This window comes from Microbacterium sp. LS_15 (assembly GCF_041954735.1).
Classification (GTDB): domain Bacteria; phylum Actinomycetota; class Actinomycetes; order Actinomycetales; family Microbacteriaceae; genus Microbacterium.
In genome coordinates, this window is record NZ_JAVAYD010000001.1 from 213657 (window position 1) to 228418 (window position 14762).

General features: G+C 69.1%; 11 protein-coding genes. 7 read left to right on the forward strand and 4 right to left on the reverse strand.

Features of this window, described 5'->3' with window-relative positions; translation table 11 throughout:
• Window positions 1–74: 74 nt before the first annotated feature.
• Genes RAC69_RS01065 through RAC69_RS01075 form a run of 3 tightly spaced genes read left to right on the forward strand, consistent with a single transcriptional unit; the run spans window position 75 to window position 1711 of the window.
• Entirely contained in the window at window positions 75–701 is a 627-nt protein-coding gene (locus tag RAC69_RS01065) for a transglycosylase SLT domain-containing protein (protein ID WP_341934573.1), read from the forward strand.
• Between the two features lie 9 nt (window positions 702–710).
• Window positions 711–998, forward strand: a complete 288-nt coding sequence (locus tag RAC69_RS01070; RefSeq protein ID WP_341934572.1) for a hypothetical protein — start codon at window positions 711–713, stop codon at window positions 996–998.
• A gap of 2 nt (window positions 999–1000) precedes the next feature.
• Entirely contained in the window at window positions 1001–1711 is a 711-nt protein-coding gene (locus RAC69_RS01075) for an alpha/beta hydrolase (protein WP_375085286.1), read from the forward strand.
• Here RAC69_RS01075 and RAC69_RS01080 read toward each other — a convergent pair.
• Window positions 1708–2757: an AI-2E family transporter gene (locus RAC69_RS01080; RefSeq protein ID WP_375084531.1), complete on the reverse strand. Its 1050-nt coding sequence runs from the start codon at window positions 2755–2757 to the stop codon at window positions 1708–1710. The genes RAC69_RS01075 and RAC69_RS01080 overlap by 4 nt on opposite strands.
• A 181-nt stretch (window positions 2758–2938) precedes the next feature.
• Here RAC69_RS01080 and RAC69_RS01085 point away from each other — a divergent pair, with 181 nt between their 5' ends.
• On the forward strand, window positions 2939–4924 hold the full coding sequence (locus tag RAC69_RS01085) for a glycosyl transferase (protein WP_375084532.1): 1986 nt from the start codon (window positions 2939–2941) through the stop codon (window positions 4922–4924).
• A 20-nt stretch (window positions 4925–4944) separates the two neighbouring features.
• Complete coding sequence (locus tag RAC69_RS01090) at window positions 4945–5856, forward strand: tetratricopeptide repeat protein (RefSeq protein ID WP_375085288.1); 912 nt, start codon at window positions 4945–4947, stop codon at window positions 5854–5856.
• Window positions 5857–5928: 72 nt separating this feature from the next.
• On the opposite strand, the gene glgB is transcribed toward RAC69_RS01090, so the two are convergent.
• The 3 genes from glgB to glgX all read right to left on the reverse strand — a co-directional run bounded on the left by glgB (window position 5929) and on the right by glgX (window position 12338).
• A complete protein-coding gene (gene glgB / locus RAC69_RS01095; RefSeq protein ID WP_375084534.1) occupies window positions 5929–8133 on the reverse strand; it encodes a 1,4-alpha-glucan branching protein GlgB in 2205 nt (734 codons plus the stop codon).
• A complete protein-coding gene (locus RAC69_RS01100) occupies window positions 8130–10202 on the reverse strand; it encodes an alpha-1,4-glucan--maltose-1-phosphate maltosyltransferase (protein ID WP_375084536.1) in 2073 nt (690 codons plus the stop codon). The genes glgB and RAC69_RS01100 overlap by 4 nt, the downstream gene beginning before the upstream one ends.
• A 63-nt stretch (window positions 10203–10265) precedes the next feature.
• Window positions 10266–12338 (reverse strand): glycogen debranching protein GlgX, encoded by a 2073-nt coding sequence (glgX, locus tag RAC69_RS01105; RefSeq protein WP_375084538.1) that lies wholly within the window; start codon window positions 12336–12338, stop codon window positions 10266–10268.
• A 127-nt stretch (window positions 12339–12465) separates the two neighbouring features.
• Between glgX and RAC69_RS01110 the strand changes: the two genes are divergently transcribed.
• Window positions 12466–13641 (forward strand): cysteine desulfurase family protein, encoded by a 1176-nt coding sequence (locus RAC69_RS01110; protein ID WP_375084540.1) that lies wholly within the window; start codon window positions 12466–12468, stop codon window positions 13639–13641.
• 9 nt (window positions 13642–13650) lie between these two features.
• Window positions 13651–14748, forward strand: a complete 1098-nt coding sequence (gene mnmA, locus RAC69_RS01115) for a tRNA 2-thiouridine(34) synthase MnmA (protein WP_375084541.1) — start codon at window positions 13651–13653, stop codon at window positions 14746–14748.
• Window positions 14749–14762: the final 14 nt, after the last annotated feature.

Here is a 14762-nt window from a genome sequence, read left to right on the forward strand (position 1 = left end):
CCCGATTGGGTAGACTGCCCCCTATCGTGAACTCCCGAAACGACATGATCCCTCATCGCAACGATAGCTCGCCGGTGCCCGCATCGCGAGTTCTCTCGCCGCGCGCGGGCTCGCGACGCCGCGGATTCGTCGGGTTCTTCAGCGCTCTGGCTGTCGTCGGGTTCGCCGCTGCCATGGTGGCTCCGACGGGCGTGGCTCTCGCCGAGCAGCCCGCAGACGCGGCTCCCGAGTCGGCTTATGCGGCGGCGCTGGCCGACACGCAGAACATCACGGTGACCGTGGAAGGCGCGGAGATCGCTCCCGTCCAGCGCGGTACGTTCTCGGTGTACGTGACACCCAAGCCCACGCCGACCCCGACCGTCGCGGCCAGCACCTCCGAGAAGGGCAGCTCCGGCGGTGGAGGGCCGCTGTTCTACACGGGCGGGGGCGCACCGGCTGAGTGGATGGCCGCGGCAGGCATCGCAGAGTCCGACTGGGGTTATGTCGACTACATCGTGTCGCGGGAGAGCGGCTGGAACCCGAACGCGACGAACAAGTCCTCGGGCGCATGCGGTCTCGTCCAGGCGCTGCCGTGCAGCAAGGTTCCCGGCAACGGCTACGACCCCGTCGACAACCTGCGCTGGGCCACGGGATATGCGACCGGTCGCTACGGCAGCTGGGCTGGAGCCCACGCCTTCTGGACCAAGAACCACTGGTGGTGACCTCGGGCCATGCCGCGCTCGCGCAAACGGCGTCCGGCGCGCCCTGACGCCGAGGACTCCCTGGAGCGCCTGCTCTCCTCCTGGAAGCGCACAGAGACACGTCGTGGCTCTGAGTGGACCGTTCAGCCCGTCTCGGCGATCCAGGCGCAGAAGGAGTACAGCTGCCCCGGCTGCGGGCGCGTGATCGCTCCGGGTACCGCGCACGTCGTGGTGTGGCGCGCTGACGGCGTACTCGGAGACGCGGCTGATCTTGCCGCGCGCAGACACTGGCATTCGCACTGTTGGAGGATCGGATGAGCATGGAAATCCGTGGACCGTTGGAACTGCCCGCCCGCCGGGAGGACATCGAACTCCGCACGGAGGACGACCTCACCCTGGTGGGCGAGCTGGCCCTCCCCGAGACCGCTCAGCCCGTCGCGACCCTCGTGACGTTGCACCCGCTGCCGACTGCCGGCGGTTTCATGGACTCCCACATCCTGCGGAAAGCCGCTGCTCGTCTTCCTGCTCTCGCCGACCTCGCCGTGCTGCGGTTCAACACGCGGGGAACGAGTTCGCCCCGCGGTACCAGTGAGGGCGCCTTCGACGGCGGAGCATCCGAGAGACTCGACGTCGCGGCGGCCATGGGGTTGGTCCGTGATCGGGCGTTGCCCCGTCCGTGGCTGCTGGGGTGGTCCTTCGGCACGGAACTCGCGCTGAAGTACGGCCGCGAGCACGATGTCGAGGGCGTCATACTGTTGTCTCCGCCGCTGCATCGCGCTTCCGACGACGAGGTCGCGGCCTGGGCGGGAGACGGTCGCAAGGTTGTCGTCCTCGTTCCCGAGCTCGACGACTACCTGCGCCCCGACGAAGCGCGCGAGCGCTTCTCCGCGATCCCGCACGCCGAACTGATCGCCGTGGACGGCGGCAAGCACCTGTGGGTGGGGGAGAGTCAGACCCGGCGCGTCCTCACCGAGATCGTGGCGGCGGTCAACCCGTCCGCCCTCCCGTTGCCCACGGAGTGGCCCGCTTAGAGCTCGTTCATCCGCGGGATGAGCACCTGCCGGTAGATGATCAGGATGCTGGCGGCCACGGGGATCGCGATGAGCGCGCCGAGGAGCCCGAGAAGGCTGCCCCCGGCGAGTGCCGCGACGACGACGACGGCCCCGGGGACCGACACCGCCCTGCTCATGATGCGCGGGGAGACCACGTAGGCCTCGATCTGCATGTAGATCAGGTAGTAGATCGCGGCGGCGATCGCCGTGGCGGGGGAGCCGAGCCCGGGAATCAGGCAGACGAGGACGATCAGGGTGGATCCGGTCAGCGTGCCGACGAGCGGGATCAGCGAGAAGAAGAACGCGACGACGGCGAGCACGGCAGGGAACGGGGCTTGGATGATCGAGAGGAAGATCATGCTGAGCACGCCGTTGATCACTCCGAGTGACACCTGGCCCATGACGTAATAGCCCACCGAATCGGTGATCTGCTCGGAGAGGTCGATGAAGCGATCGCGCTTCGACGCCGGGGCGAGCTGGTACACGGCCCTCTTGAGCGACGGCGTCGACGCCGTGAGGTAGATCGTCAGGATGAGCACGATGAATGCGCCGAACAGACCGGTCACCACCGACAGGCTGGCGTTGATGACGCGGTTCGTGATGTCGCCCAGGTTCGCGATGACCCAGGCCTGGGCTTCCTGCAGCACGCGCTGGACGTCGAGGTTCGGGAATGCGCCGGTGATCCATTCCTCGATGTCGCCGAGAAGACTCGGACGGCTCACGATCACGGTGATCTGACTCACGAGTTGTGAGATCTGATCGACGAGCACCGGGATCACGATGAGGATGATCCCGGCGAAGATGCCGAGAACGGCGACGATCGTGATGAGCACGGCGGACCACCGCGGGAGCCGCCGCCGCTCGAGGAACGAGACGAGCGGGTCGAGCCCCAGGCTCAGGAACAGCGCGGTGCCGACGTAGAGGAGGACGGTCGACAGACTCTGCACGCTCGTGATGAGCAGGATCCCCAGTCCCACTCCGAGCGTCGCCACGAGGGCGGTGCGGAAGGGATTGTGGATCTTCATCTGTGCTCCTCGGGGATCCGGTTGCTCAAGGTTATCCATCGCACCGACGCAGCCCCGGCGCGACGTGCCGCCGACGACGCGCGACCCGGCCCTCGTGGGCAACACACAGGTGATTTCGCTAGTCTGAAATGTCGAGTGTTGCGACTCGGGCGTGCGTCCGGGGCGCGTGAGGAGACTATTCGTGCGTTTCGTATGGGCCGTCGTGGCCTTCGTCCTGGCCGCGGGACTGATCGGTGCGGGCATCGCCCAGCGCACCGTGTTCATGGGGCCGTCGAGTCAGAAGGTCAGCGTCGAGGTGGATCAGCCGGCGCCGTTCGTGCTCCTCGATGGAGAAGTGCTGCGGGAGAACCCTGGCGCGCAGACCCTGCTCGTCCGCGGTGACGGCGACATCTTCGTCGCCTACGGGCGGACGGCAGACATGGAGGCGTGGCTCGCAGACGCCGACTACAACCATGTCAGCGTGGGGGACGAGGGTGCACTCGAGGTCGAGCACATCGCGGCGCAGGCATCCGAGGACGACTCCGACGGTGCGACGCCCACCCCGGCGCCGACCGAGACCCCCGCCGCCGGCGATGCAGCGACCGACGACACGACCGCAGACGCCGCCGCGGGGGAGGAGACCGGACGCAGCCCCGTCGGGTCCGACCTCTGGCTCGACTCGTTCACCGACACCGACTCGCTGATCGCCGACATGCAGGTCCCGGACGGCGTGAGCGTCATCATCGCCTACGACGGGGCGCAGGACGCTCCCGAGGACATCGTCGTGTCGTGGCCGCTCGACAACTCGACTCCGCTCGCCGGTCCGCTGCTGACAGCCGGCGCGATCGTCCTGGCCGTCGGGCTCGTGCTCTACGTCCTCGCCATCCGCCACCAGCGGCGTGGCCGTGGTCCCCGCAGGAAGGGCCTCGGCCCGCTCCCGGCGACCGAACCGATCGACGTGGCGCAGCTGCCGCCGGCTGAGCGCGCGGCCATCGAGCCACCGGCATCGGATGCGGACACTCCGCCCTCCCAGGAGGAGGCGGGGTCCGCTGATGAGCCTGCCGCTTCGAGCGGCGACCGTGCCGACGAGAAGCGCGCCGACAGCCGGGCGCAGCTGCCCTGGCGTCGCCGGCGGATACTTGCGCTCCCCGTCGTCGCGCTCACGGCAGTCCTGGCGACAGGATGCTCCCCGGACTCGTGGCCGCAGTTCGACCAGGCTTCGCCGACGCCGTCTCCCACCGAGACCGTGATTGCGCCGGAGAACCAGAAGCCGCCGGCGGTCACCGAGGCGCAGGCGAAGCGCATCCTCACGGAGGCCTCCGCCACGCTCGCCGAGGCCGACGCGGCGATAAACATCGACCTCGCAGGCACGCGGCTCGACGGACCCGCCCTCGCGGCGCGGACCACCGAATACGCGCTGCGGACGGCGATTCCCGAGACCCCAGTTCCCGCGGCGATCCCGACCGACGACGTCGAGGTCGTGCTTCCCGAGGCGACCGACCGTTGGCCCCGTACCGTGCTCATGCTCTCGAAGAGCGAGGGCGACGACACGGTGCCGCCCGTGATCCTCACGATGACGCAGCAGGACCCGTGGTCGAACTACAAGGTCACCAACATTGCCGATATGTCGGCTGATGCCGTGTTCCCGGACGTCGCCGCGTCGTGGCTCGGGACCTCCCTGGTTCCCGCCGACTCGGCGTTCCTCGGGCTGCCTCCGGGCGAGCTCGCGGCAGCGTACTCGGATGTCGTGGACGCTGCGGAGCAGAGTCCGTCGTACGGACTGTTCGACGACAACGCGCTGAACCTCGCCAAGACGATCAGGGACAGCCGCCAGGCCGTGGTGCAGAATCTCGCCGACAACGGTGCAGCGGAGACGTCGCAGACCTCGTTCGACATCGTTCCGGCGGATTCACCGCCCGTGTCGATGACGACCCTGGGCAGTGGTGCGATCGTGAGCGTGTCGCTCATCGACACCGAGAGCGTGACGCCGACTTCGGCGGACGCCGTGATCCGCTTCGGCGACAACGCTCAGGCCAAGGCGCTGACCGGTGTCACCGAGTCCGCCAAGGGTGTGACGACCAAGTACGAATTCCAGCTGTTCTTCTCGGTCCCCGCGCAGGGATCGACGGAGCAGATCAAGCTTCTCGCCGTCCGTCAGGACATTCTCTCCGTCGAGGTGATCAAGTGACCGATATCTCTCCCGCCGCGATGCGTGGCGCCGTCGACCTGTCGAGCCTGCGCAACCGTCCGTCTGCGCCTTCCGTGGGAGCCGCGCCGGCCCCCACGGGTGCGGTGACGGACGTTGTCGTCGACGCGACCGACGAGTCGTTCGGGCAGATCCTCGAGATCTCGCGCACGGTGCCCGTGGTCGTCGACCTGTGGGCTGAGTGGTGCGGGCCCTGCAAGCAGCTGAGCCCCATCATCGAGAAGGTCACGCGCGAACTCGGCGGACGCGTCCTCCTCGCGAAGGTCGACGTCGACGCGAACCCGCAGCTCGCGCAGGGGTTCCGAGCGCAGTCGATCCCGATGGTCGTCGCGCTGATCGCCGGGCAGCCGGTGCCGATGTTCACCGGCGCCGTGCCGGAGCAGCAGGTGCGCGAGGTGTTCGCGCAGCTGCTCCAGGTCGCCGCGCAGAACGGCGTCACAGGCACGCTCCCCGTCGGCGCTCCGGACGCGGAGGGCGCCGAGGCAGACGCCGAACCGCCGCTTCCGCCGTTGCACGCGGAGGCGTTCGCCGCGATCGAGGTCGGCGATTACGCCGCCGCGATCAATGCATACGAGAAGGCTCTCGCCGAGAATCCGCGAGACGAGGATGCCATCGCGGGGCTCGGGCAGGTGCGTCTCCTCGATCGGGTGCAGAAGCTCGATCTGCAGGATGCCAGGGCTGCGGCCGCTGCCGCGCCTCTCGACGTGCAGGCGCAGTTCGACGTCGCCGACCTCGATCTGGCCGGTGGGCACGTCGACGACGCATTCGGGCGACTCCTCGAGCTGTTCGCGCAGCTTCCGTCCGACCAGCGGACGCCGGTGCGCGAGCGGCTGATCGAACTCTTCGGGCTCATCGGCACCGCCGACCCGCGGGTCGTCTCCGCTCGGAACCGACTCTCGTCGCTGCTGTTCTGAGGACGGCTCGAGCGTGTGAGCGAAGAGGGCGGTGAGACCAGGTCTCACCGCCCTCTTGCACCTTCCCGGGCGTCAGCCGTGACTCACGGTGGGGACGTGCGGGTCGTTCTGGAGCCTCAGCCAGATCGTCGACAGCGCGGGCAACGTCACGGTCGCTACGGGGGCCGTGCCCTCTGCGCCCTCCGCGACGACCATGCCGAGGTTGCCCGACCCGCGACCGCCGAACGCGGCGGCGTCCGAATTGAGGATCTCCTGCCAGACGCCTTCGCGAGGCAGCTCCAGGCGGTAGCCCGTCCGCTCCACGCCGGCGAAGTTGCTGATCACGACGAGTCGTCCGCCGTGCGCGTCACGCCGCTCGAAGGCGATGACCGTGGGGTCCCAGGTGGGGGCCCCGAGGCGGGAGAACGAGGAAGCGTCGTTGTCGCGCTCCCAGAGCGGCGCTTGCGCGCGGTAGGCGTGGTTGAGCTCGCTGACGAACTGCTGCAGCTGCGCATGCGAGGGTTGATCGAGCAGCCACCAGTCGAGCTCGCGGGACTCCGACCACTCCGCGAGCTGGCCGAACTCCTGCCCCATGAAGAGGAGCTTCTTGCCCGGGTGCCCCCACATGTAAGCGAGATAGGCGCGGGCATTCGCGAGCTTGTGCCAGTGATCGCCCGGCATCTTCGACAGCAGGCTGCCCTTCCCGTGCACCACCTCGTCATGGCTGATCGGCAGCAGGTAGTTCTCGCCGAACGCGTAGACGAAGGAGAACGTCATCTCGCCCTCGTGGTGTGAGCGGTACATCGGGTCGCGCTCGATGTACTGGAGGGAATCGTTCATCCAGCCCATGTTCCACTTGAAACCGAAACCGAGGCCTGCGTGATCGGTGGGAGCGGTGACACCGGGGAAGCTCGTGGACTCCTCGGCGATCATGAGAACGCCGGGATGCAGGCGATACGCGGTCGCGTTGACCTCCTGCAGGAAGCGGATGGCCTCGAGGTTCTCGCGACCGCCGTGGATGTTCGGCTCCCACTCGCCCGCCTTGCGGGAGTAGTCGAGGTAGAGCATCGAGGCGACCGCGTCGACGCGGAGGCCGTCGACGTGGAACTCCTGCAGCCAGAACAGCGCGTTCGCGACCAGGAAGCCGCGGACCTCGGGGCGGCCGTAGTCGAAGATCAACGTGCCCCAGTCCTGGTGCTCGCCGCGTCGGGGATCCGGGTGCTCGTAGAGCGGCTGTCCGTCGAAGCGCGCCAGGGCGAACGCATCCTTGGGGAAGTGCCCCGGAACCCAGTCCATGATGACGCCGATGCCGGCCTGGTGCAGACGGTCGATGAGGTAACGGAGATCGTCGGGCGAACCGAACCGACTCGTCGCCGCGTAGTAGCCGCTGACCTGGTAGCCCCAGGAGCCGCCGAACGGGTGCTCGGCCAGCGGCATGAACTCGACGTGCGTGAACCCGGCCTCGATGACGTGGTCGATCAGCGGGTCGGCGATCTCGCGGTAGCCCAGCCCCGAGCGCCAGGATCCGAGATGCACCTCGTACACCGACAGCGGCTGGGCGACGGCGTGGGTGGCCGCTCTCCGGGTCATCCACGCGCCGTCGGACCAGGCGTAGGACGAGGCGGTCACGATCGACGCGGTCTCGGGCGGTGTCTGCGCCGCCTGCGCCATGGGGTCGGCCTTGAAGATCCAGGATCCGTCGCGCGTGCGGATCTGGTACTTGTACGTCGAGCCCACGGCGACGTCGGGGACGAAGAGCTCCCAGAGGCCGCTCACGCCCATGGAGCGCATCGCGTGGCCCTCGCCGTTCCACCCGTTGAAGTCGCCGACCACGCGCACGGCGGTGGCGTTGGGCGCCCAGACGGCGAAGGCCGCACCGACGTCGCCGTCGGTTTCCTTCCGGTGCGCGCCGAGCACCTCCCAGAGACGCTCGTGACGACCCTCCGCGATGAGATGCACATCGAGCTCGCCGAGCGTGGGTGTGTGCCGGTACGGGTCGCCGACCGTCGTCTCCTCGTCCTCGCCGTAGGCCGTCGCGACACGGTACGCGACGGGGGAGCCGTCGTGCTGGCCCTCCCAGATCCCGTGTGCGACGTGGTGGAGATCCAGGCGCGTGCCGTCACGGAACACCGCGGCGACCGTCGATGCGAGAGGGCGCCGTACGCGGATCACGGTGACGGTGCGCTCGGAGGCGTCGGCGTGCGGATGCGCGCCGAGAACGGAATGCGGATCGTGGTGTGTGCCGGCGGCGACGGAACCCCACTCCGTCGATGCGGTCGCGTCTTCGACGTAGCTCATGCTCGTCCCCTCACCTTCAGGATGTGCACCGGCTCGGCGAACGCGTCGAGCCGCACGTAGTTGTGATCCGTCCACGTCCAGACGGCGCCCGTCAGCAGGTCTTCGACCTCGAAGGACTCGCCCGGCTGGACACCCCAGACGGTCGTGTCCAGGTGCACGGTGGTCTCGCGCACCGAGTGCGGGTCGACGTTGGCGACGACGATGATCGTGTCGGACTCGCCCGTGCCGGTGAAGGCGGCGTCGAGGTGCTTGCTGTAGACGAGGATGGCGTCGTCGTCGCTCCAGTGCACCGAGAGGTTGCGCAGCTGACGCAGTGCCGGATGCTCGCGACGGATGCCGTTGAGGCGGCGGAGCAGCGGGGCGAGGGAGTCGCCGGCCTGCTCCGCGGCATCCCAGTCCCGCAGCTTGAACTCGTACTTCTCGTTGTCGATGTTCTCCTCGGAGCCGGGACGCGCGACGTTCTCGAAGAGCTCGTAGCCGGCGTACACGCCGTACACGGGCGCCGCGGTCGCCCCGATGCACGCGCGGATGCGGTACGCCGCCCTGCCGCCGAACTGGAGGTACTCGGTGAGGATGTCGTGGGTGTTCACGAAGAGGTTCGGCCGCATGTAGTCGCTGGTCTCGTGCGCGATGCTGTCGAGGAACTCCTCGAGCTCGGCCTTCGTGTTGCGCCACGTGAAGTAGCTGTAGCTCTGCTGGAACCCGACCGCGGCGAGTGCGCGCATGACGGCGGGCCTCGTGAACGCCTCGGCGAGGAAGATGACGTCGGGATCGGCGGCGTTGACCGTGGCGATCAGCCATTCCCAGAACTGCAGCGGCTTGGTGTGCGGGTTGTCGACGCGGAAGATCCTCACACCCTCGTGGACCCAGTGCTGCACGATCCGCAGCATCTCGGCGTAGATCCCGGCGGGATCGTTGTCGAAGTTCAGCGGGTAGATGTCCTGATACTTCTTCGGAGGGTTCTCGGCGTAGGCGATCGTGCCATCGGGGAGTGTGGTGAACCACTCGGGGTGCTCGGCGACCCAGGGGTGGTCCGGGGAGGCCTGCAGAGCGAGGTCCAGTGCCACCTCGAGGCCCTCATTGCGAGCGGCCCGGACGAAGGCGCGGAAGTCCGCCGGGGTGCCGAGCTCGGGGTGGATCGCGTCGTGCCCGCCCTCGGCCGAACCGATGGCGTACGGCGAGCCGGGATCCCCGGGCTCCGCGGTGAGGGTGTTGTTGCGGCCCTTGCGGTTGGTGGTGCCGATCGGGTGGACGGGAACGAGGTAGATGATGTCGAAGCCCATGTCCGCCACGGCGGGGAGGCGCTTCGCGGCGGTCCGGAGGTTTCCGCTCTTGATGGTTCCGTCCTTGAGACGCTTCGCGCCCTCGGATCGGGGGAAGAACTCGTACCAGGCGCCGACGCCGGCGGTGGTGCGCTCGACCAGGAGACGGTGGACGTCGGAGGCGGAGCGGAGCGTGGTCAGCGGCCTCTCGGCGAAGACGCGCGCGAGGTCGGGGTCGGTCGACAGTTCGAGCGTGCGCGCGGCGTCCCCGGTGCGCAACTCCGCAGCGAGGCCTGTGAGGAGTCGGCGCTGGGCGAGGGGACGATTCTTCTCGGCGGCCGCGCGCGTCAGGAAGTCGGCGCCCAGCGCGGCCATCACCGGCACGTCGACGCCGGCCGCGACCTTCAACTCCGCCGCGTGCGCCCACGTGGCGAAATCGTCGGAGAACGCCTCGAAACGGAAGGACCAGGTTCCCTGCACATCGAGCGCGATCTCGGTGCGCCACCGATCGGTGCCGTCGAGGAGGGGCTGAAGGCGGTGCAGGCTCTCCTCGCCGGCGGGAGAGGTCAGACGCAGCTGCACGCCGATGAGGTCGTGACCCTCGCGGAACGCGACGACTCCGAACGGGACGACCTCGCCCACGAACGCCTTCGGCGCGAAGCCGCCGGGGACAGCCGGTGTCGGAGCCGTGAGAGGTATGCGGCCCGCGCGCAGGTCGGTCGGATCCTGCACGGCGCCGAGCGGGCGCAGGGGGATCTCAGCGGGACTCCGGAAAGCCTTCGGGCGGGTACTCGTGCGTGCGGCCACTCCCCGACAGTACCGCGACGACCAGGCAGCGGGTAGCGCGCCGGACGACCGGCGCGCCGTCGGTCATTCGACGCGGAAGAGGTGCATAGACGTGCCGGGGATGGGCAGCACGTCGCCCGGCGCGTACACCTCGCCGTGGCTGTCCGGACGCTCGTCCGCACTCGACCACAGAGACACGAAACGGGTCGCATCATCCAGGGCGTCGGGCAGTCGGACGTCGATCGGCGACTCCGTGCCGTGCACGATGAGGAGGATGCGGTTGGCCGCTTCGCGGTCGGGCGTCGACGCGGCGACGTACTGCAGCGTCCGGTTGCCCGGATCGCTCCACTGCTCGCTCTCCATGGTCTCGCCGTTCTGGTCGAACCAGTCCATCACCGAGGCGTTGGGGATGTGCTCGCCGAGGCGCGCGTAGCGGCTGGGGCGCAGTGCCGGGTTCTCCTCGCGCAGGGCGATCAGGCGCGTGACGTGCGCGCGGAGATCCTCCTGCCACGGCTCCGGATCCCAGCTCAGCCAGGTGAGGGGCGAGTCCTGCGCGTAGGCGTTGTTGTTGCCCCGCTGCGACCGACCGACCTCGTCGCCCGCGGTGAGCATGGGGATGCCCGCCGACAGGAGCAGGGTGCCGAGGAGGTTCCGCATGGCCTTGCGGCGCGCGGAGAGGATGGCCGAGTCGTCGGTCGGCCCTTCGATCCCGTGGTTGAAGGCGCGGTTGGTGTCGGCGCCGTCGCGGTTGTGCTCGCCGTTCGCCTCGTTGTGCTTGACGTCGTAGGAGACCAGGTCGTGCAGGGTGAAGCCGTCGTGGGCCGTGACGAAGTTCACGCTCGCGAGCGGGCCGCGCTCCTCGGAGAACGTGTTCGACGAGCCGGCCAGACGCGTCGCGAAGCCGCCGATCCCGACGGGGGCGGACGCTCGTCGGGCGTAGTCGATGTCGCTCAGCCAGAAGTTGCGAACGCGGTCGCGATAGCGGTCGTTCCACTCGTGCCATCCCGAGGGGAAGTTGCCGGTCTGCCACCCGCCCAGCCCCACGTCCCACGGCTCCGCGATCAGCTTGGTGTCGCGGAGCACCGGGTCGGCGGCGATGGCTGCGAGCAGCGGGTGCTCTGGCGTGTAGGCGTGGGTCTCATCCCTGGCGATGGCGGTGGCGAGGTCGAACCGGAAGCCGTCGATCTGCATCTCCTGCGCCCAGTAGCGCAGCGAGTCGAGCACGAGTCGCGCCCCGGCATCCGTCGCCGTGTTCAGCGTGTTGCCGCATCCGGTCGTGTCGATGTAGACGCCCGACGCGTCCTGCCGGTAGTAGCCGGCGTTGTCGATGCCCCGCAGGCTCGACCTCGGACCTCCGATGCCCTCCTCGGAGGTGTGGTTGTAGACCACGTCGAGGATGACCTCGAGGCCAGCCTCGTGGAGCAGGCGCACCATGCCCTTGAACTCGGCCAGAACGGCCTCGGGTCCGCCCTTGCGTGCGTCCTCCGTCGCGTAGGCGGTGTGCGGGGTGAAGAAGTTGAGGGTGTTGTAGCCCCAGTAATTGGTGAGTCCTCGTTCGAGGAGCCGGGGCTCCGGAACGAAGGCGTGCACCGGCAGCAGCTCGATCGAGGTGATGCCCAGGGAGTGGAAGTACTCGATCATCGCCGGGTGCGCGAGGCCGGCGTAGGTGCCGTGCAGCGCGGGCGGCATGTCCGGCTGCCGCTTCGTGAGGCCCTTGAGGTGCCCTTCGTAGATCACGGTGCGATCGAGGGGGATGCGCGGTTTGGTGGACGCGCCCCAGTCGAAGCCGTCGGCGATCACGACCGATCGCCACTCCTCGTAGCCGCCGCCCTGGGCGAGCCCGCGTGCGTACGGATCGAGCAGCAGGGTCTCCGAGTTGAAGGTGTTGCCGGGGCCATGCGGGCCTCCGACGCGGATCGCGTAGCGGGCTCCGGGCTGGAGCAGGGGTGTCGTGACCTCCCAGACGCCTCCGGGGAGGCGCTCGAGGCTCATCTGATCGGTCGCCCAGTCGAGGTCTTCGGCGTCGAAGATCACGAGCTCGACCGAAGAGGCGTTCTGTGACCAGATGCGAAGCGTTCCGACGCCGTCGTGAAGACGGACGCCGAGGTGGTCGAGGGTGGAACCCCCGGGCACGGTGCTGTCTCGAGTCGCGGGCATGAGTACACCCTAGAGGTCTGGACCTGAGTGCCAGAATCCTGCGCGTATCGTCCCATCCCGGCGCCCCTCGTGGGTCGGTCGCGACAGTCGGCGAGCCGACGCGTGCGAAATGCGCGACCATGGAGGGATGCGGCATTACCTCGACCACGCGGCCACGACTCCGCTGCGTCCTGAAGCCCGCGAGGCATGGCTGAGGGCGAGCGAGGTGGTCGGCAACGCGTCCTCGACGCACGGCGCGGGGCAGGACGCGAGGCGCCTGCTGGAGGAGTCTCGCGAACGTGCCGCTGCGGTGCTCGACTGCGACCCGATCGAGGTGGTCTTCACCTCGGGTGGCACGGAATCGATCAATCTCGCCCTCAAGGGGCTGTGGGCCGCCCGCCGGAAGGGTACGGATGCGATCGTCATGCCCGATGCCGAGCATCACGCGACGATGGACACGGTCGGCGCGCTGGTCGCAGACGGCGCCGTGCTGCGTTCCGTCGGGGTGACGTCGCACGCGGCGATCGACGTGAACGCCTTCCACGACGCGCTTCCCGGCGCAGCCCTGGCCACGGCCCTCATCGCGAACAACGAGGCGGGAACCGTCAACGACGCGGATGCTCTGGCCAGAGCGTCGTCGGCGGCGAACGTCCCGCTGCATCTCGACGCCGTCTCCGCCCTCGGTCACACTCCGCTGTCGTTCCGTCGGCTGCGTGGGGATGCACCCGACGCGACCGGCCTCGTGGCGATGAGCGTCGCCGGTCACAAGATCGGCGCCCCCGTCGGCGTCGGCGCGCTCGTGACCTCGCGGACGGCTCGCCTGACCGCGCTGCTGCACGGCGGGGCGCAGCAGCGGAACCTCCGCGCCGGGACACAGGACGTCCCTGGCGCCGCAGCCTTCGCGACGGCGCTCGAGCTCGCGGAGTCAGAACGCGAAGCCGAAGCGGCAAGGCTCGGCGTCCTGCGCGACCGACTCGTCTCCGGCGTGCTCGCGCGCGTCCCGACGGCAGAACTGCTCGGCGATCCGAGCGATCGCCTACCGGGGAACGCGCAGCTGCTCTTCCCGGGTGCGGTAGGGGAGAGCCTGCTGTTCCTGCTCGACATGGCCGGGGTCGCGGCGTCCACCGGATCCGCCTGCCAGGCGGGCGTCGCAGAGCCCTCCCACGTCGTGATGGCGATGGGGCGCAGCGAGCAGGACGCCAGGAGCGTGCTGCGCTTCTCGCTGGGACGCACCTCGACGGACGCCGATGTCGACGCCGTGCTGACGTCGATCGCCGACGCCTATGTCCGGGCGTCCGGGGCCGGCTCAGCCGCGCGCTCGTAGACTGGGCCCATGAGGATTCTTGCGGCCATGAGCGGTGGCGTCGACTCCGCCGTGGCGGCCGCCCGCGCTGTGGAGGCGGGGCACGACGTCGTCGGTGTGCACCTCGCCCTGTCCCGGGCCGGTGGCACGCTGCGCACCGGCAGCCGAGGCTGCTGCACGATCGAGGACGCGCTCGATGCGCGGCGCGCGGCAGATCTGCTCGGCATCCCCTTCTACGTGTGGGATTTCTCCGAGCGGTTCCGCGACGACGTCATCGCGGACTTCGTGTCGGAATATCAGGCCGGACGCACACCGAACCCCTGCATGCGCTGCAACGAGAAGATCAAGTTCGCCGCTCTGCTGGAGCGGGCCATCGAGCTCGGCTTCGACGCCGTCTGCACCGGCCACTACGCCACGCTCGTGCCGACCGAGAGCGGACTGGAGCTGCACAGGGCGGCCGACAACGCGAAGGACCAGTCGTACGTGCTCGGCGTGCTGACGGCGGAACAGCTCGCACACACCTATTTCCCGCTCGGGACCACGCCGTCGAAGGCGGTCGTCCGAGCCGAGGCCGAGGCCAGGGGGCTGAGCGTCGCGCAGAAGCCGGACAGCCACGACATCTGCTTCATCCCCGACGGCGACACGCGCGGGTGGCTCGCCGAGAAGGTGGGCACCGCGACCGGCGAGATTGTCGACCGGACCGGGACCGTCGTCGGCTCTCACGAGGGCGCTCACGCCTTCACCGTCGGTCAGCGCCGAGGACTCAAGCTCGGCGTTCCCGCCCCCGACGGCAAGCCGCGGTTCGTGCTCGAGGTGCGCCCCGTGTCGAACACCGTGGTCGTGGGGCCGAAGGAGGCTCTCGCGACCCGGGAGATCGCCGGCGCGCGCTTCAGCTGGGCCGGCGCGGCTCCCGCCGAGAGCGAGTTCCGGTGCGACGTGCAGATCCGGGCGCACGCGGAGCCCGTCGCAGCGCATGCGTTCGTCGACCCGGACGGCGTCCGCGTGGTTCCGGACGAGCCGCTCGACGGCGTCGCCCCCGGCCAGACCGCCGTGCTCTACGTCGGCACGCGGGTGCTCGGTCAGTTCACGGTCGACCGCACGATATCAGCGGTGCCGGTCGGCGCGTAGCCCCCGTCGTTTGT

What these genes read in the sequence shown, in the direction of transcription:
- RAC69_RS01070 (WP_341934572.1), top strand. Translation starts at nt 711, where the DNA reads ATGCCGCGCTCGCGCAAACGGCGTCCGGCGCGCCCTGACGCCGAGGAC.
- RAC69_RS01075 (WP_375085286.1), top strand. Translation starts at nt 1,001, where the DNA reads ATGGAAATCCGTGGACCGTTGGAACTGCCCGCCCGCCGGGAGGACATC.
- RAC69_RS01080 (WP_375084531.1), bottom strand. Translation starts at nt 2,757, where the DNA reads ATGAAGATCCACAATCCCTTCCGCACCGCCCTCGTGGCGACGCTCGGA.
- RAC69_RS01090 (WP_375085288.1), top strand. Translation starts at nt 4,945, where the DNA reads ATGCGTGGCGCCGTCGACCTGTCGAGCCTGCGCAACCGTCCGTCTGCG.
- glgB (WP_375084534.1), bottom strand. Translation starts at nt 8,133, where the DNA reads ATGAGCTACGTCGAAGACGCGACCGCATCGACGGAGTGGGGTTCCGTC.
- glgX (WP_375084538.1), bottom strand. Translation starts at nt 12,338, where the DNA reads ATGCCCGCGACTCGAGACAGCACCGTGCCCGGGGGTTCCACCCTCGAC.
- RAC69_RS01110 (WP_375084540.1), top strand. Translation starts at nt 12,466, where the DNA reads ATGCGGCATTACCTCGACCACGCGGCCACGACTCCGCTGCGTCCTGAA.
- mnmA (WP_375084541.1), top strand. Translation starts at nt 13,651, where the DNA reads ATGAGGATTCTTGCGGCCATGAGCGGTGGCGTCGACTCCGCCGTGGCG.